At 48.8% G+C, this 15803-nt stretch carries 21 protein-coding genes; 1 reads left to right on the forward strand and 20 read right to left on the reverse strand.

Features of this window, described 5'->3' with window-relative positions; translation table 11 throughout:
- Positions 1-2 precede the first annotated feature (2 nt).
- From NIES2104_RS25745 to NIES2104_RS25805, 13 genes are all read right to left on the reverse strand, one after another.
- Complete coding sequence (locus tag NIES2104_RS25745; protein ID WP_072218136.1) at positions 3-2096, reverse strand: DNA phosphorothioation system restriction enzyme; 2094 nt, start codon at positions 2094-2096, stop codon at positions 3-5.
- Positions 2097-2288: 192 nt separating this feature from the next.
- Positions 2289-3536 (reverse strand): tyrosine-type recombinase/integrase, encoded by a 1248-nt coding sequence (locus NIES2104_RS25750; RefSeq protein ID WP_059001194.1) that lies wholly within the window; start codon positions 3534-3536, stop codon positions 2289-2291.
- Positions 3537-3898: 362 nt separating this feature from the next.
- Complete coding sequence (locus NIES2104_RS25755) at positions 3899-4084, reverse strand: hypothetical protein (protein ID WP_059001196.1); 186 nt, start codon at positions 4082-4084, stop codon at positions 3899-3901.
- A complete protein-coding gene (locus NIES2104_RS25760; RefSeq protein WP_059001198.1) occupies positions 4059-4508 on the reverse strand; it encodes a hypothetical protein in 450 nt (149 codons plus the stop codon). The genes NIES2104_RS25755 and NIES2104_RS25760 overlap by 26 nt, the downstream gene beginning before the upstream one ends.
- Before the next feature lie 2 nt (positions 4509-4510).
- Positions 4511-5614 (reverse strand): discoidin domain-containing protein, encoded by a 1104-nt coding sequence (locus NIES2104_RS25765; protein WP_059001201.1) that lies wholly within the window; start codon positions 5612-5614, stop codon positions 4511-4513.
- Positions 5611-6405, reverse strand: a complete 795-nt coding sequence (locus NIES2104_RS25770) for a hypothetical protein (protein ID WP_059001203.1) — start codon at positions 6403-6405, stop codon at positions 5611-5613. The genes NIES2104_RS25765 and NIES2104_RS25770 overlap by 4 nt, the downstream gene beginning before the upstream one ends.
- Entirely contained in the window at positions 6405-6635 is a 231-nt protein-coding gene (locus tag NIES2104_RS25775) for a hypothetical protein (RefSeq protein WP_059001205.1), read from the reverse strand. The genes NIES2104_RS25770 and NIES2104_RS25775 overlap by 1 nt, the downstream gene beginning before the upstream one ends.
- 2 nt (positions 6636-6637) lie before the next feature.
- A complete protein-coding gene (locus NIES2104_RS31980) occupies positions 6638-6904 on the reverse strand; it encodes a hypothetical protein (RefSeq protein WP_192843630.1) in 267 nt (88 codons plus the stop codon).
- A gap of 155 nt (positions 6905-7059) precedes the next feature.
- On the reverse strand, positions 7060-7308 hold the full coding sequence (locus NIES2104_RS25785) for a hypothetical protein (protein WP_059001210.1): 249 nt from the start codon (positions 7306-7308) through the stop codon (positions 7060-7062).
- A 78-nt stretch (positions 7309-7386) separates the two neighbouring features.
- Entirely contained in the window at positions 7387-7752 is a 366-nt protein-coding gene (locus tag NIES2104_RS25790) for a hypothetical protein (protein ID WP_059001212.1), read from the reverse strand.
- A gap of 247 nt (positions 7753-7999) precedes the next feature.
- Positions 8000-8779 carry a hypothetical protein gene (locus tag NIES2104_RS25795; protein ID WP_059001214.1) on the reverse strand — a complete coding sequence of 260 codons (780 nt, stop codon included), beginning with the start codon at positions 8777-8779 and terminating at the stop codon, positions 8000-8002.
- Positions 8769-11264, reverse strand: a complete 2496-nt coding sequence (locus NIES2104_RS31985) for a hypothetical protein (RefSeq protein WP_059001216.1) — start codon at positions 11262-11264, stop codon at positions 8769-8771. Before NIES2104_RS31985 ends, NIES2104_RS25795 begins: the two co-directional genes overlap by 11 nt.
- Before the next feature lie 54 nt (positions 11265-11318).
- A complete protein-coding gene (locus NIES2104_RS25805) occupies positions 11319-11621 on the reverse strand; it encodes a hypothetical protein (RefSeq protein ID WP_059001218.1) in 303 nt (100 codons plus the stop codon).
- 112 nt (positions 11622-11733) lie between these two features.
- Here NIES2104_RS25805 and NIES2104_RS25810 point away from each other — a divergent pair, with 112 nt between their 5' ends.
- The gene (locus tag NIES2104_RS25810) at positions 11734-12330 is read left to right on the forward strand and encodes a hypothetical protein (protein ID WP_059001220.1); all 597 of its coding nucleotides are present in this window, start codon (positions 11734-11736) and stop codon (positions 12328-12330) included.
- 157 nt (positions 12331-12487) lie between these two features.
- Here NIES2104_RS25810 and NIES2104_RS25815 read toward each other — a convergent pair whose 3' ends face one another.
- From NIES2104_RS25815 to NIES2104_RS33840, 7 genes are all read right to left on the reverse strand, one after another.
- A complete protein-coding gene (locus tag NIES2104_RS25815) occupies positions 12488-12682 on the reverse strand; it encodes a hypothetical protein (protein ID WP_156427052.1) in 195 nt (64 codons plus the stop codon).
- 44 nt (positions 12683-12726) lie between these two features.
- The gene (locus NIES2104_RS25820) at positions 12727-13059 is read right to left on the reverse strand and encodes a hypothetical protein (RefSeq protein WP_059001224.1); all 333 of its coding nucleotides are present in this window, start codon (positions 13057-13059) and stop codon (positions 12727-12729) included.
- A gap of 190 nt (positions 13060-13249) precedes the next feature.
- The gene (locus NIES2104_RS25825) at positions 13250-13915 is read right to left on the reverse strand and encodes a hypothetical protein (protein WP_059001226.1); all 666 of its coding nucleotides are present in this window, start codon (positions 13913-13915) and stop codon (positions 13250-13252) included.
- Entirely contained in the window at positions 13900-14169 is a 270-nt protein-coding gene (locus NIES2104_RS25830; protein WP_059001228.1) for a hypothetical protein, read from the reverse strand. The genes NIES2104_RS25825 and NIES2104_RS25830 overlap by 16 nt, the downstream gene beginning before the upstream one ends.
- 121 nt (positions 14170-14290) lie before the next feature.
- On the reverse strand, positions 14291-14707 hold the full coding sequence (locus tag NIES2104_RS25835) for a hypothetical protein (RefSeq protein ID WP_225895286.1): 417 nt from the start codon (positions 14705-14707) through the stop codon (positions 14291-14293).
- Positions 14708-14830: 123 nt separating this feature from the next.
- Positions 14831-15151 (reverse strand): hypothetical protein, encoded by a 321-nt coding sequence (locus NIES2104_RS32495; RefSeq protein ID WP_059001232.1) that lies wholly within the window; start codon positions 15149-15151, stop codon positions 14831-14833.
- A 259-nt stretch (positions 15152-15410) separates the two neighbouring features.
- A complete protein-coding gene (locus NIES2104_RS33840) occupies positions 15411-15665 on the reverse strand; it encodes a helix-turn-helix domain-containing protein (protein ID WP_059002072.1) in 255 nt (84 codons plus the stop codon).
- Between the last annotated feature and the right edge of the window lie 138 nt (positions 15666-15803).

The following is a 15803-nucleotide window of genomic DNA, read 5'->3' on the forward strand; positions in this document are numbered from 1 at the left end:
GATCAAAGCTCTAACAATTGATACTTTTCTTGCAAAGGTAGCAGTATTTTTCTGGCTTGTCCGCTATTGATGGCTAAATCCGCGAATTCAATAAACCGCCGTAACTCTTTTCGGAGCAGCGATCGCTCTGTGCTCCAAGATTCCCGACCCAAATCAGGCGGAATCACAATCATGTCAAACAGTTCTGCTCTTTCCTTGCCTGGACTCGGACGCAGAATCCGCCCTCGACGCTGAATGAATTGTCGAGGATTGCTACTGCTTGCCAAAATCACTGCCGACCGAATCGCCGGAATATCGACCCCTTCATCCAAACAACGAATCGCAACCAACCCTTGCAAGCTCCCCTGAGCGAATTGTTGTCGAAGCTCCTCCCGCTCAACCAATGTTGTTTCTGCCGTGTAAGGTTTCACACGATACCCCAATTCATCTAGTAAAGCTGTCACAGCTTCAAGGTGACGAGTACTTTCTTGTGTCACCTCATCTTCCACCGAACCATCTCCACAGTAAAACAGAGTATGTCGCGTCTGAAGACGATTCATCATCAGCGATCGTAAAGCCTCTAACTTATTCGCTGCTCCTCCCACGAGTCGAGCGCGTTGCATCAGTAAAGCCGTCAATGCCTCGTTTTCGTTGATGTCACCTCCCATTGCGATCGCTCGACCAATTTTACTGCTGAGTTCGGCATACTGATCGATCTCCGATCCCGTCAACTCCACCAAAATTGGATAGTAAACATAGGGAACTAATGCCTTAGCTGCGATCGCATCTTTGAGCGTAAACTCCGGCTCCAATACAGAACCAAAATAATCAAATAGCCGTTCACTCCCTTGTTCATCAAAATATCGTTCTGGCGTTGCAGAAAGTGCTAACCGTAAAGGAATTGCTTGAGGCAAGCTCGCCTCCAAACGAGTTGCTCCTAGATTATGCGCCTCATCACCGATAATCAGCGATCGCTTGGGGAAGAACTGAAGCTGAGACTGAAAACTCTCTCGAATCAAGGTTGCATTCGTGGTGATCACACTCATAAACGGTCGGTTGCCAGAATGCACAGCGAGTAACTGAGATTGCAATTCTCCTTGCCAATTTTGCGCTGTCTCAAACGCCAAAATTGGCTCCAACCCGAATTTTCTCGCCTCTTGTGCCCATTGAGTGACCAGATGACGGTAAGGACAGACGATCAACAATCCTTGAAGGGGCTTATTTTGTTGAAAACTCTTGCGGTAAAGTTCAGCCGCGATCGCGAGTGCAGTAATCGTCTTGCCACTCCCAGTCGCCATCTTCAAAGTGCCACATCCTTGATTCGCAAACCAATTGTCGATCGCTTGTCGTTGATAAGAACGAAGCGTTAACCCACTTGGAAGCAAAGGATATAAAGACGGAGTAACAGAATACTTAGCGCTTGGCTCTCGTACTCCCGTCGGCATTCGTTCAGAACAAAGCTTGAGTAGTGATCGCTTTGCCGCCTCTGGAAACTCCAACACTTCGAGATTGAGCGTTTTGTTGTCCCAAAGTCGCTGGAAATCGTCAATTTTCTCAGCAATCCGCTCATCGTCGCCAACTCGCCACGAGCGAAACACATCAATACATTCAAAGTTATTCCTCAATGCACTCACGCTCTCATTCGCAGAACCTGAAAACACAACGGTATTTCCCGCTCGATCGACAAATACGCCCAACTTCTCGTGATAAATTCCTTGCTCAAGGTTTCGATGAACTGCAAGCTTGATTTCTAGCAAGCCATGTCTCAATAACCAAGCAAGACAAGCAAGGCGATCCAAAATCACCTGCTCAAAATCTTGCTCCAACTCTCGTGATAACGCCTCTGCGATCACTTGCTCCCGCTGCTTCAACCCTTGCTGAATCGCATCAATATCTTCAGCTGAGAGATGGGGTGAAGCCACGAGTCGCATTCGCCCTTGAGACTGAATAAACGCTTGGAGTCCTTGTGCCGCAGCCGTCAACGCACTACTGGAAAAGAACCCTACAGCCCGACTATAAGTGACGGACTGCTGAAAGCAAGGAATGTAGAAATCCTGAACGAGATCTGCGCGATCGGTGCGATATTGATTCCGAAGCTTCAGTTCCTTTAAGCTCACAACTTCGCCCAGCTATCACCGATCTGAGTTTAGCCTCTCCTACAAGAATCACGCTTGCTAATTCAACTGATTAATCAAATCTGCTGCGATTTTAGACGTGTGATTCAGAATCCGACGACTCCGTTTTAATCGCAACGAAGTCGCCGTTACTACTTTTACTGCTCAGTCTCAGTTGATTGGGCACTTCCTAATTCAAATGATGGCACTTGGATGTGAGCGTTGCCTTTGGCTCACGCGAAGCGTGTCCGAACCAGCATAATGCTCCTCAATCACCGCCACCGAAGTTCCACACCAATCCGCAACGCGACGCGAGGGCACACCACTTTCCAGACAGAGCGTGATGAACGTGTGCCGACAGTTGTATTGGGGCAAATACTGCCGCACCTTCCCTTCTGCAACCAAGCGCTCAAGGATCGGCTTCCAAACCCGATTTAAGAAGTTATGCGTGTGCAACTCTTTGCCATTCTTAGCTGGAAAGACCAACATTTCTGGATGACAGTCTTCGGGTCGAATCGCCTTGAATAGCGTCCTCAACTCTTCGTTAATCGGGAAGTAACGAGGTGCATGGGTTTTGGTATCCTTCCGAATGCGAACATCGGTCGGCATGGCATCACAGATGTAGATGCGATTTTTTTCGACGTGCTTCCATTTGAGTGCGATCGCTTCTTCCGGTCGGCAGCCTGTGTGAAGCAGAAACTTCACGTAGGGAGCATAAAAGGAATGACGCACAGGAGTGAATTTCGGGCAATAGGTGTCGTTGTCAAAGGCGGCAATGATCGCTGCGACGCATTCTTTGGAAAACGGCTTCCGCGACACTCGACTCGCTTTGCGGCTCTTCGTCTTGATTTCAGCAACCAACTCTTTGAACGGGTTCTCGCTCACCAACTTCTTCCGAATGCCCCAATCACAGCAGGCGCTTAGTTGCTTGAGAGTCCGTTTTGCCATCTCCGCAGCATACTTACTAAGCAAGTGGGATTGAACTGCGGTAGCTTCGCTCCACGTAGTGCCCGCATCTTCTAAAAACGGCTTCGGGAATTTCTGAATCCGCTTCTCAATTTTGCCGTAATCTCGAACAATCGTGCTTTTCTCCAAATGCTCTCGCTGAAACTCGGTGTACTTGTCCCACAACTCAGCAAGGCAGGTCTTGGGTGGTGTTGGAATTGGTGTACAAATTGGTGTACTGGCAGTTGCCACGCTGAGCGCAGTTTGCGGCTTATACCGCTCTAGCGTCGGATCAAAGCGCTCGTAGATGATGTCCGATTCAATCTGCTTTGCCTTTGCCTCAGCAATCCGTCGATTCGCGATCGTGTCGGTCAGTCCTAGCGAGATGTAATGCCGTTTGCCTGCGTAGCTAAAACGAAGCTGTAACCAATCTTTGGAAACGATAATGGCCACAGATCCTTTGCGATTGCGATCTTTCGGCTGTTTTCTGGCTTGCATGGTGGTTTCTCCTAAATAACAGAGTTAACACCCCTTACAGTCCAAGGTAAAGCTGAAGTCTTGGGAACGGCTGAAAATCCGTACACCATTTGTACACCAGTTTTCGCTCCAAAAACGTCCAACGTGAAATTGGAGAAATCCTCGAAAGAACCTCTCCAATCCCTTTCTAGAGCTTGATTTCTCCTATGGCTCAGGCGAGATTTGAACTTGCGACCTTGGGCTTATGAGTTCTTATACCAAGTCCGCACGTAGAAGTTACAAAAATAGCGGTGCTAACGCCAAAATGATCAGCACAAACACTGCTATTAACGAAAGTGCGATCGCACATCCAACCACAACTAAAAAATCTCTTTGAGCGTTATTCATGCCGCTACCTTCCCGCCGGCGTGGATCACCCTCAATTCCTGTGAGAGCTGCTCTAATGCGATCGCTTGTTCTAACAGCGTGATTCGGTCATACTCTGGCAGATCGCTTAATCCCTGAAGCAAACAGCGAACAAAACTCTCAATCTTACGGACGTGCTCAGGATCGAGGTGTGTGCTTTCCATTGGTCATCATGCCGGGTGTGAGTCGGTCGATTTTTTCATTAATCAAGATTAAAGCCTGATGATTTTGTCTGAGCGCGTGAAAAATCTCTGTCTCGTTGCGCTTGCTGATTTGCAGTGCCGTATTGATATCGGCAGTCGTTGCACTCATGCGCTCGATCGCGATCGCAATCTTGTCATGACTCTGTTTGAGCTGCCGTAACACTTCACTTTGTTGTTTGAGTTCATTCGCACGATCGGCGCGTAAGTCCTCGATCAACGTCCGTGTCAGTTTGTCATCACTCGCTTCTTTCGTCTTAAAGAAGCTGACCGCCTCTTTCACGACATAGACCGCGATCGCGGCAATGATCCCGCCCTCAATCAGTGGAGGAGCTGGAGGAAGCGTGATTGGTTGGGGTTGAGTTTGAGCAATCAGAAATTCATTCATAACTAATTGAAAAACCTTAGCTCAGTAGTAGACAGAAACCCAGATGAGAGAATTCGCCAAAATCGCGCTGTAATCGGTTGCCCTAGCGCAAACAGTCGGAACTGATTCGGTCCGGAATCGAGTACATCTGCGACGGTGAGTGCGGTGAGCCAGTTCACATCGTCGGTAGAGTACTGCAACACTTTTCCGTTCAAGTAAGCTGAAACGCCGCCCCATCCCGGAATATTTCCGCCACCTAGCCGCACTGCCCGAACCGTGACCGCACTCGGAAAGGTTGCCTTAATCCATTCGACAGTGCTGCTATTTGTTCCAGCTCCCGTTGTCCCGTTGTTGTCAGAAAGATTGGCAAACGTGCCGATTAAGCCGCTAAAAACAGACGATTGGGAAGCAGTGTAAGCGGTGGTGATCACGTTGTATGCGAGCGGAGTAGGAGCGGCGATCGCCTGCAAAATCTGACTCTGACTCGCTTGGATCTGCTGCAAGGTTGCAGAATGATCGCTCTGCTTTGTCTGAATCTGCCCTAACGTAACGGTCTGGCTGGATTGCCCATTGAGCAACGTGGTAAGCGCGGTCAAGATTGCAGGATCGATCGCTACAGGTTGATCCAATCGCTGCAAAATCTGATTCTGACCTGTTTGCAGCGTATTGAGTTTGAGGACGTGCGCGATCTGATTTTCGAGAATGGCTGTGATGTTTGCAGACATCCCAGGATCGAGATCAAGCGCATCGATCGCTTGCAAAATCTGAGTCTGACCAATTAACACGGGCTGAAAATCAATCTCCCCGTTACCATCTCCCTCAGACAGAAAGACAGAGGATAGTTCAACCTGCACATCAAACGAGGTGGCGGGAATGGGCAATCGAAGCGCGATCGCACGATTGATAAACACGGCGGGATTCTCAAACTCGAAAATCTGAGCGTAAGCAGTCGCAACAATTTCGCGCTGATCAAACAAATCACCATTGTCTAGATTGACTTGAGCCACTGATACCGGAATGCCAGCAGTCCCAAAGGTCAAGCGGATATATCCAAGACCAGGCGCGATCGCGGGTGTGAATTGCCAGTCTTGCCCGATTCGGATTCGTGCGATCGTGCTCCAACTCATAGCGACTGTCTCACTCCCCCGCCTAAATGGTCTAGAGAAATCGAGTTATTGGTAGTGCCCAACGTTTTGATAATGGTTGCCCCGAAGAACATCCCCTGTGCAGGCACTCCCCCAACTCCCTCTAGAGCGAAATTGTCTAAATAGAAGCTCATTTTGGAATCTGCGATCGCAATTCTCAGATCGCGATTATCTGAGCTAACAGAGTTGATCGAAATGCCCGTATCGAGGGTCTGAGGGCTAGACCCCCCAACGGTGATGATTCTCCAGTTTGGGGAGCTGGCTAGATTTGCCTCTAACAAAACGCCGGCTGTCGGTGTGCCTGATTCGTTGTTGAAAAATCCGAGTCTGATAATCGAGTAGTCAGAGGCGGTTTGATTACTGACGTAAAAACGGCTTCTGAACAAGTCAGCTTTGCCCGCTTCTCGATCGAGTCGAATCGCATCTAACGCAGTTCTGATCGTCCGTCTTGCTCCTACGGCGGTTCCACTATTGAGCCTGTAATAGCCGGTAGAGGTGCCCGTGAGGAAGCTTGCACTCTGTCCAGTGCCCGATCCACCTTCAATGAAAGGCGCGATCGAGCCGCTGTAGAAATCGTTGAATAGATAGTCTGAGGGATTGAAGAATTTGTGCAGAGAGTTAAAGTCTTTCCCCACACAAACGATCGCATTATCTGAACGTTTCAGGTAAAGCTTTCCATCTGCAACATTGATCGCTAATTCTCCTAAAACTAGCTGACTAGCAGTAGGGATTCTATTAGCAACATCGGAGTTTTTCAGCTTTACCTGAGTCATTAGTAAGTGCCCCCATCAATCACTAAATCAGCGATTGCTTCATCGATCGCGTTTCCTAAATCTTGATGAGTCACAAAAGCACCCGATCCGCCGATTGTTTCAGGTGTGCCATCGTCTTCACCAATAAACAGCTTCTTAGAAACTGCTGAATAAGCCATCTCACCAGGCGCTAGATTTGTGGGTGCTCCGGTCTGTTGAACTGAACGTTTGATCTGAATTTTCTGAGACATTGCTAGTATTCTCCACCGTCTAAATCTTCGCCGTTTGTCAGAAGTCCTTCGATCCATCCATCACCGTCAAAGTCGGTGTTTTGCTCATTCTCATCACCAGGTTGAACCGGAAAACTTGAAAGAGCGCGATCGAGAATGACCTGAGCGTTGTAAATCCAATTGAGCGGAACAAATTCAACCCTAAATAGCGGTAGCCATTCAGGAATCGGAATGATTTCAGAGTCTTGCACTACGAGCTTTGAGAGGGCTAAATCTCCCTCTAGAGTCAAGATTCGTAAATAGCCTATTCTTCGGTATCGAATCTGATCGGACGCGAGAATTAGCCCTCTCACTCGTAGGAAGCGAGCTGCAATCAACAATGGATAGCGCTGAGTCTCTTCATTCCGCTGAGAGACTCGTAAAACTGCTATCCGCTCCCAATCCATTAGACTAGCGACACGTCGATCGCTACTCGCTTCAGTTGCAGATACTTATCTGGATGTGCAACCTGAATGTTTCCGAACTGAGTCATCAATTCAACTTCTGGTAGTTCGCCATCAGTAAAGGTTTCAGCAGCGTCTAGATCGACTTGCGTTGCTGTTGCAGTGAGCGATCGACCGTTCCAGTAACCAACGAGAACGTTCGCGCTTGCTGCGTCTTCAGAAGCAGCGATCACATATCCTAATGCAGCCATGAGAATCTCCTAAAAGATTGAGAAGTAAAGTGTGCGAGGATTTCCCTTGGCAAGGAGCTAAGGGAGAAGTCAGTCAAATTATGAGTAAGTCCGCTTGCGAACGCTGCGAATCTTTCTAACTTTGAAAGCTCCGATCGTTTTGTCCTTCCCTTGCTTAAAGGTTTCCTCAATTTTGGGAGTCGGAACATAGATCGTACGAGAAGCCGACCGGGTGCCAATTCTGCCAGCAGCAGTAAGCTTCACAAGTAAGCCATTTTGAAGCGCATCAGACAAAGAGACATCCTGCGCGTTTTCATCAGGCGTATTGCCTTTGTCGGTAAATCCCATCGTCGCAAACAGCGATCCTTGAGTGCGGGAATTCGCCATTTGAATCTGATACGTGTCATCACCAATTTTGAATGTCACGTAAGAGCGTTTACGTGATGGGTTTGCTGGAGTTGCCATATGATTAACGTCTTCTAAAGACGGAACAAGGTTATCTAAACCCGTTATATGGCTGGGATTTGCGCTTAGAAAATGTCTAAAAGCTTAAGCTTTCGGATTCAGTAGCGTGTTCGTAAACCCTTGCTGCATCAGCCTCACAGCGATTTGATTGCGGGCTAAAAATCAAAATAGCGAAATCTACGCATACAGCAACGACCAGTGATGGATCATTAGGCTACTAACTTCCGTGGATTTCGCTATCAATTTTTTATCGAGGTTGTCTAAGCAACAAAGTTCTAGAACCATAGCCCGCGATGAATAAATCCGCTTGCTGCAAGGTCATAATCGCGGTGGGTCGTCTGTCTCCAAGCCGTTTAGTCTCTCCTAAAATTCGCTTTGTAGGAGGCGTTGAACGTCGTTTCGTGGATGCCCTAGAAAACTTTGATTCATCAAAGCTAATGGATTGATCAAGCGAACAATCGAGCAGCTTTCTAACTAAATCTCGTGCGTCGTTTTCTTGAAAGGCTGCAATCCGCAACTGATAGCCATTTGCTTTATCTACATAGGCGTAAGTGGTTTGTGCAACTTGGTGCTTAAAGGTTTGTGGAAAATTCCGCTTGATGCTCATAGCTAATCGATCGATTTTTGCTTCATCTGCGCTAGTTGCAAAATCCTCTTTGAGCAGTCGGAATGAACATCGCATCGTGTGGCGTTTTTTCGCCTTTCGAGCTTTCATACTCTGTTTCGTTTCTGCAAACAATAAAATCACCTGCGGGTTGCCTTCCATCGTGATAATTTCGCGCTCTGGGGCTAACCATCCACGCGGCTCATCCATCGCGCCGCACACCATGTAGAAAAGCAGCATTCGCAGCATGGTCATATCGTTATTGTCATTTTCAACATGAGTACAAGCGCGTTTTAGTGCCCCACGAGGCGTGCTAATGTCATCATCGTCCGTGACATCTTTGAACCATTCCATCACCTCTTTGTTGATCGTTTTGCGAATGGTGTCTTGAATGAACTCAGGCGGGCTGAATTTATTGTTCATCGCTGTTACCTCCCTCAACACGATCGTCTTTCTGAATGTCTGGAGCTACACTTCCCGCTTTGCGCTCAGTCTCTTCAGTTTTCACAGGTTTATTGTCAGGACGTGATTTTGGTGTGAGTTCCTCGATCGCTTTCTTGAATTCAGCTTTCTGTTCTTTCAGTTCCTTGACTTCATCGCTGATCGAGCGAACATCACTTACCACGCTACTAATCGAGGATGCCGCATCATCAATGTTAGATAGTCCTTCGGTCATGCGCTCTAATTTACGCTGTGTTGCAGTCTGAGCGGTGACTTGTTCAGGCATCCAGCTGTAGGCGTTTTCTCCCACTACTCGGAAGCGTTTTAGAGCATTACCAATCTTTCCGGTATTTTCTGCGGTGAACTCAGCGATATTTCGCGCTGAATCTGCGATCGATTGCACTGTCCAAACAACGTTTGACGCAGTGGTGACGATGCGATTGAGCTTAGTAAATGTTGCTTTAGTTCCGTTCCAAACATCTTTACCTAGCGCGTTTTCCATTGTTTCGTTTACTGCTTTACCTAGCACTTCATTAAAGTCAAAGGCTTCTGTCACTTCTTTATCGAGTCCGAACATTGGTCCGAATGTTTGCACTGATTCTGTAACAACACTGCCTAATGTCTGTCCGAGATTTGCAGATAGCATTGCAGCATTGTGCAACGTTGCAGCGGTGCTTAAAACGTTCATTACTTGAGTTAAACGCGCTCGTAGTTCAGCTAGACCAAAGCGCGATCGAATATCGGCAGTACGATCGCCCATCATCTGAACAAACGGAGCCATGTTTGCGGGCACCTGTATGACCTCCTGAGCATAGACCGGGCGACCTAACAAACGATTCCAGCTTACGAACCGCTTAACTGTGACTGGCACCATTTCATTGTTAGTTCGTTGATTAAGCTGTAAATCAGCAATACAGGAATTTTGGCAAAGTTCAGGGGGTGATCTGTCTGGCTCTACTTCTCTACGTTGCCGCTGCTCAATCTCTCGAATCTTTTCATCGGGTACCCGTCCCTCTTTACCGCCAACGTTCGTCGTAACGCGCTCTTGAATGATTCTTTCTGTCGCAGATCCCGTTCGAGTGTTTGTAGACGTTTGTGTTTCTGACTGACCGACTCTGATTTCGTTTCGTCGAAACTGTTGCTGTTGTTGCTCAGTGACTTCTCTAAATCGTTGCTGTTGATACTCAAACCCAGGACGCGATCCTCCCCGAACGTCAACTAGACCAGGCGGCGGGACAGGAAGCGGGGGAGGAATTGGAATCGGTTGCGGGGTCGGTTGCGGTGCGGGTTGCGTCCCTGTTCCCGTTCCCGTCCCTGTTCCCGTCCCCGTTCCTGTTCCTGTGCCCGTTCCTGTAGCATCTCCAACGCGAGTCGCTCCATTCGGTGCTGGAGAAACGACGGGTGCGGGGGGCGGAAAACTGCCGATTAAGCCGATCGGCACTTCGGGCGGCTCATAACTGTCATATGTTCCTCGTCCCTTTAGCTCTGGCGGGGTGGCGGTTCCCGGTACGGGTCTAATGGTTAAAGTTGAAATATCAAGCTGTGGTCCGTTGTCGTTTTCATACGTTGATGTACCGTTTGGTTGAGTGAACTGGACAGAATAGCGCCAGTTTGGGGGGTAGATTCGTGCAAGCGGTTCGGGAGTTGAACGAATTTCAAAATCAAGCACGTCGTATTCACGGTAGTCACTAACAGCGGGTGCCCAGAATCGCAGGCGAACGGCACCGCTAAACGAAAATCTAGGTCCTGGTGTTGGCTCAAATCCTTCACGTCGCTCTACTCCCGATCCTGGCTGTAATCCGGGCGGGATGTTGCTGTTAGGCGCAGCATTCCCGCTAGTTCGTCTCCAGATTTCGTCGCGCTGTTGTTCTGTTAGTGGCGGTTTCCCAAGTAATCGCCGTATTTGATCCGCAGCACCATTCACGGCAGTTCTCAAACCACTCTGAACCGGTCCGCTATTAAGTGCCGCACTAAGTAGGGCACCAGCAGCGGCGGAAACCCCAACGCCAGCGGGTGTGCCTCCGAATCCACCACCAGCGCTCACACTTCCCCCACGTCCGCTCAATCCACTGCCTAAGCCACTTCCGACGTTTGGAGTACCACCGGGCGATGGGGTTGAAGGTGGAAGTCTTCGCGGCATGGTTAGCCCGTTGGAGGTTCTTCCACGCGGGCTGTTTAGCTGCCATTCTTGAATCGTGCCTGTCCCCCCTCCCGGCTGCATGGCACGATTGACAACCGTTGGACGGGTTGAATTATAGGTTTGAGTGTTGCTCTGGTAAGGATAGGGACTACTCGATCGCGGCGTTGGTCCGCGATTCGTCGTTACAGTGGGAGACGGATCAAGGGTTGTGTCATAGAGTCGCGATCGCAGATAAGGATCGCTCGGAGCTGGCGAGTATTTGTCATACCATTGAGCGGTAGAAAAGCTGTTTGGTACAGTCGGATTAGCTCTTGTTTGTGTGGACATAGCAATAAAAAAGAACGTCGATCGACGTTCTGAGTAGGAGGAGTATCGATCGACTTAGTTCGTGGTGTATGCAACGGGAATCTGCGCCTGAGAGATTTCTTTCACGCTCATCCACAACTTGCGCGAATCGGTTTTAAACTCTGGATCTAACTCCAATGAGAGGCGCAGAAACAATCGATCCGTTCCATCAGCGGCGCGAAAAATGCCGTTTTGAGCAATCAGCTCACGAATCGTATCGCTTTCTAAAACGGAATCGGTCGGATTGACTCGACAGAGGCACAGAACCACCCAGGCGGCTAATTGTTCAAGCGTGGTGATCGAGTTCGGGATCTGAGTCTGAATATTGACTGCGCTCATGAAATTTTCTCTCACGATTTACACGCTAGTAATTCCCACGAATGACCGAAATCACAGCAAAAAAGCCCTTTCTAGAGTCAGAAAAGGGCATGACGCTATTTGATTCTTCCCGATGCTTTCAACCCTACTCGCGTGTTTTTTGCTCTGGGTGCTTTACCTTTGGTTCGATCGACAGAGGTTGATTCGCTTTACACACAAACCAGCACCGACTTATCAGACTCATCGCAGCTCCACACCGAAACCTACAAAACAAAAGCGGAATCCTCGATATCAACGATTTTTCGATGCGGTCACTGGACAGACTCGACCCCAACCGACGAAACCAAAATTTATCAATTCAGCGCCAAACTCAAGCCACACCTCACAGACTTCATACCCTCAGTCAACACCGAAACCACCAAAAGAAGCGACTCCCTCACCCCAACCGTTACAGCGATCGCAACCTCCCACAATCTCTAGACCTCCTTCATCTCAGCATCAATCAGAAATTAACTTTGATGCTATCGGGCGGGAAGCGGCAAGAAGACGGCAAGATTTTGCCAAGGTGTCATCTAAAACGCAATACGAGCTTTACCGGCTGGCTCATGGTGATGTGAAAATGATCGATCGATTGCTCATCCATACGCGCTCGCGCAATCCCGATCGACCTGAGCAGTGGATCTGGGAGAAAGTCATCTGTGATTTAGAGCGCGATCGCGGTTATCGATAATCTCAACTTGAGACGAAACCCGCGGGACTAAAACCGGACTAAATCACCGTTTAGTGATGATTGAGAAAGCCCATTTTCTCGTGAGTCCCAATGAGACGATCGAACGAGAAAATGGGCTTTGATGAGTGAGGTTCTGCGGATCGACGCAGTACTTCAATTACTCAAACGGAATATCTTCACAGGATCGCTTTTCTATTTCAGCCTCAATTTCAGCGATACATTTTTGCCCGTATTCATGCCACGGTCGCCAACCAGATTGATTCACAATAAATTGCCACCCTTTTACGATCGAGGCTAGTTGCTCATAGCTGTAATTCTCCCAAGGCTCGAAGGTTGGATAAACATTAATCATTCTTTTCTCCAAAAAAGTGTAGTCTTGCGGTGTGATGCAGTACTTCAAGGATCGGTTTCTTCGGGTGGCTCACGTCGATCGATGAATTCTTCAATCATGCGGCGATTCTCGGTTTGCAGTCCGCGAATCTCAGATTGCATTTCGTCAATTCGCATAATCGTTGTATCGATTCGCGTGACTACGTCGCGCTGAAGAGCGATCAAGTCCTGCATGTTTTGAGTCAGAGTGCGCTGCCCTTCGAAGAGTGAGTTGATTTGTTCTTGCTGCGATCGCATCTGGACATCATGAGCGCGTAAAGTTTGTCCTGTGTAGTCGATAAATTGAGTCAGTGCAGCGGACAAGGTAGAAATAGTTTCCGGTTCATTTTGTTCTGACATAATTAGAGTGATTTTCATTGTTTCAAAAATTATAAACCCCGGCAGTTTGTGTGCGGGGTTTTTTCATCGGTGTAAAATCGGTGTCGTTCCGGTGTTGGATCGGTGTAAGTTCCGGTGTAGCCATCGGTGTGTTACACCGCTAAGGACACCGAACACCGCACCGATTCACCGATTTACCGATCCGCGTGATTCAAAGTGTTAGGAGAAGTCGCCATTCGCGCATAGAAGAATCGCGCCATTCTCCGAGTTGAATCCCGGTTAATGCTACTAACAATTCACGCAAATTGTCGGTGTTTAAGCCGTAGTTTCTCCCCCAGTTTGAGCGGATTTTCTCGATACTAATCCATCCGTCTTTATCGGCTTGCTGTGTGCCTTTCGCGCTGAGATATTCGAGGCATAGCCAGCCAATATCGCCGCAAGCTTGCATGACATCCTGTTTCACTTTTAAGAGATAGGTTGCTTGCTCTGGCGGTGCCAGCTCAGCATGAGGGGTAGTGCCCCATTCTTCGGTTTGTTCGGGATAGAGGTTTCCGAGTTCCTGCATTTGCTGATTGTGGTCTAAGTCCATCACTGCGATGTTGCGGTGATGCTGATTCATCATGCTGTGTGAGAGTTCTCGCTCAATCAGGGATTCTGTGAGGTCTTTTCGCCGTCCTTCTTTCTGCCACTTGGGGAGAATGTGAAGCGCGTGAATGAAGCAGAGAATCGGCACTAGAAAGGTGAGGAATTGCACTGCGGGCGGAAGGAGTCGCGCAAAGCAGACTAGACAAAACCAGGTGAGGCAACCCGCGCCAAAGGTGAGCGCCCATTGTTGCCCGTAGTGGGATTGTGGCATCCATTTCAGGTAGTGAGCCATCCGATTAACCCTCCAATCATCAGAGTGAGAAATAGCGCGATCGACATTCCAAGCGTGGTGTCTTCAGTCCAGCCAAAATGCTGATCGAGGAGTGGACCGGCAAAGTACGCCATCAAAGTCAGAACGAATACGAGGAGCAGCAGTACCCATAAGCCGATCGTGAGTGGGGGAAGGTGACGCGCCATTAGTCCGATAAAAGAACTAATGGCTAGACCTAACCCGATGAGAGTCGCCAGTCTAGCCAGTTTGAACATATTCAGTTACCTCCAGTGGGTTTACCAGTTTGAGGGGTGAGCGATTTCTTCTACTAGCCAAGGATTTACCCACATGGGGCAGTGATTAACGCTCCTTACCGCTGTGTTGACCCCGACGAAATTACCAGCGCTTGCTAACTTCGGAATAGAGCGCTTGATATTCGCTCACTCTCACCTCTGCTTCATGATGTGCCGCACTCAGCGAGTAGCCCATCTTGGCGTATTGCGGGGTGAGGTTGTAGAGCGTGTTGGCTTTGTTGACATCCACTTTCTTTTTGGTGGCAGTCGTGCGGGCAACGGTGGTCTGATAACCACGGAATGATGCTTGGTCGGATGCGTCCGATTGCTCGATCGACCGTAGCGATTTGTATGCCTGACGGTTGACTTTCGCCTGTCGCTGACGAGTCGCTGCACTGACCCGCAATTTATCCGCTTCTTCTTGGGTAAAGTTTTTGTGATTGGTGACAACTTTCTCGGTGCGGATTTCGGAAGCGTCGCCGGGGTTCCAGGGAGTGGGTGCGCCACTGGCGACGTTCATCACGTCGTTCTTGGTCATGATGCGGTTGATTTTGGCAGAGTTGCCGCTGGATGTTCCAAGTCTCATTTTGAATTTCTCCTAATGTCTGTAAGTTGAAATCCCCTGCTTTGAGGGATTTAGAGGTTAGCGATTGCAGAATGCAAAGCAGTTCGTCGGAACCACTTTTTCTTGGGTGACGATGACGGGCTTTTCGATGATTACGGGCTGGTTAGCGGTGGCAGCTGGTGGTGACATCGATGTGACCACAACTTGGGTCACGGCGGCGATCGCGGTCATCGTCGCGCCCATGAGTAGCCAGAATAAGCCGTCTTTTTGGCTCATCAATTTGGCGATCGCACTTTCGGGCACGATTCGATAGTCGATGCCGTTGTGACGATGGACCGGGAAGTCTTCAACGTTGGGACTTTGCCAGGGGATCGGTTTGTGTTTGGTCAGATTTGCCATGATGGTAGGTAGAAAAAACAACAAGGGCGATCGCGCTTCCCGATGGAGAAAGCACGATCGCCCGTTTCATCAATCAATTTTCGAGATTACGTACATAATTGGATTGCTCCGTGTTACTTGCAAGGTGGACGGAGTGCAAGGGGAGCGCGTCTCCCCTGCAACTAAGGCTTAATTGGTACTTGTTCTCCTCCTAAAAACGAACGGTTCTTACTGTGACGCTGATGTGTAGTTGCTGGCTACGCCTCAGCGTTTTTGTTTGTTAGGTTTCGTGTGCGCTTGCTCGGTCTAGAAAATCCGCGATATCCCAATCAACACTCTGCAACTCTCGAACAAGAGAACGCATTTGCGGAACTGTCAGAGACATAGGTTTGGCTCCGCGCTCCCATCTACTGATTGAAACGACGGAAGCGCCTAAACGCCTAGCAAGTTCTTCCTGGGAGATATTCCCAAGCCTTTCACGTAGTGCTTTCAAGGGTGATCCGCCTTCCTCGGATTGCAAGTTTGCTTCTATCATCTTATCATCAGGACTAGTCCCAAAGACAAGTCTTAAAGACAGGTTTTTGGGTGTACGATGCGGCGCGGGGTGAGATTTGCCGTCCTTCCCCGTGTCGCTACCCAATAATCCAACAAATCAGGTGATTTACCCGATTAC

Source organism: Leptolyngbya sp. NIES-2104 (assembly GCF_001485215.1).
GTDB lineage: Bacteria > Cyanobacteriota > Cyanobacteriia > Leptolyngbyales > Leptolyngbyaceae > Leptolyngbya.

Coding starts and splice junctions, on each gene's coding strand:
- NIES2104_RS25750 (WP_059001194.1), bottom strand. CDS start 3,536: ATGCAAGCCAGAAAACAGCCGAAAGATCGCAATCGCAAAGGATCTGTG.
- NIES2104_RS25755 (WP_059001196.1), bottom strand. CDS start 4,084: ATGGAAAGCACACACCTCGATCCTGAGCACGTCCGTAAGATTGAGAGT.
- NIES2104_RS25760 (WP_059001198.1), bottom strand. CDS start 4,508: ATGAATGAATTTCTGATTGCTCAAACTCAACCCCAACCAATCACGCTT.
- NIES2104_RS25765 (WP_059001201.1), bottom strand. CDS start 5,614: ATGAGTTGGAGCACGATCGCACGAATCCGAATCGGGCAAGACTGGCAA.
- NIES2104_RS25770 (WP_059001203.1), bottom strand. CDS start 6,405: ATGACTCAGGTAAAGCTGAAAAACTCCGATGTTGCTAATAGAATCCCT.
- NIES2104_RS25775 (WP_059001205.1), bottom strand. CDS start 6,635: ATGTCTCAGAAAATTCAGATCAAACGTTCAGTTCAACAGACCGGAGCA.
- NIES2104_RS25785 (WP_059001210.1), bottom strand. CDS start 7,308: ATGGCTGCATTAGGATATGTGATCGCTGCTTCTGAAGACGCAGCAAGC.
- NIES2104_RS25790 (WP_059001212.1), bottom strand. CDS start 7,752: ATGGCAACTCCAGCAAACCCATCACGTAAACGCTCTTACGTGACATTC.
- NIES2104_RS25795 (WP_059001214.1), bottom strand. CDS start 8,779: ATGAACAATAAATTCAGCCCGCCTGAGTTCATTCAAGACACCATTCGC.
- NIES2104_RS31985 (WP_059001216.1), bottom strand. CDS start 11,264: ATGTCCACACAAACAAGAGCTAATCCGACTGTACCAAACAGCTTTTCT.
- NIES2104_RS25805 (WP_059001218.1), bottom strand. CDS start 11,621: ATGAGCGCAGTCAATATTCAGACTCAGATCCCGAACTCGATCACCACG.
- NIES2104_RS25810 (WP_059001220.1), top strand. CDS start 11,734: ATGCTTTCAACCCTACTCGCGTGTTTTTTGCTCTGGGTGCTTTACCTT.
- NIES2104_RS25815 (WP_156427052.1), bottom strand. CDS start 12,682: ATGATTAATGTTTATCCAACCTTCGAGCCTTGGGAGAATTACAGCTAT.
- NIES2104_RS25820 (WP_059001224.1), bottom strand. CDS start 13,059: ATGTCAGAACAAAATGAACCGGAAACTATTTCTACCTTGTCCGCTGCA.
- NIES2104_RS25825 (WP_059001226.1), bottom strand. CDS start 13,915: ATGGCTCACTACCTGAAATGGATGCCACAATCCCACTACGGGCAACAA.
- NIES2104_RS25830 (WP_059001228.1), bottom strand. CDS start 14,169: ATGTTCAAACTGGCTAGACTGGCGACTCTCATCGGGTTAGGTCTAGCC.
- NIES2104_RS25835 (WP_225895286.1), bottom strand. CDS start 14,707: ATGAACGTCGCCAGTGGCGCACCCACTCCCTGGAACCCCGGCGACGCT.
- NIES2104_RS32495 (WP_059001232.1), bottom strand. CDS start 15,151: ATGGCAAATCTGACCAAACACAAACCGATCCCCTGGCAAAGTCCCAAC.
- NIES2104_RS33840 (WP_059002072.1), bottom strand. CDS start 15,665: ATGATAGAAGCAAACTTGCAATCCGAGGAAGGCGGATCACCCTTGAAA.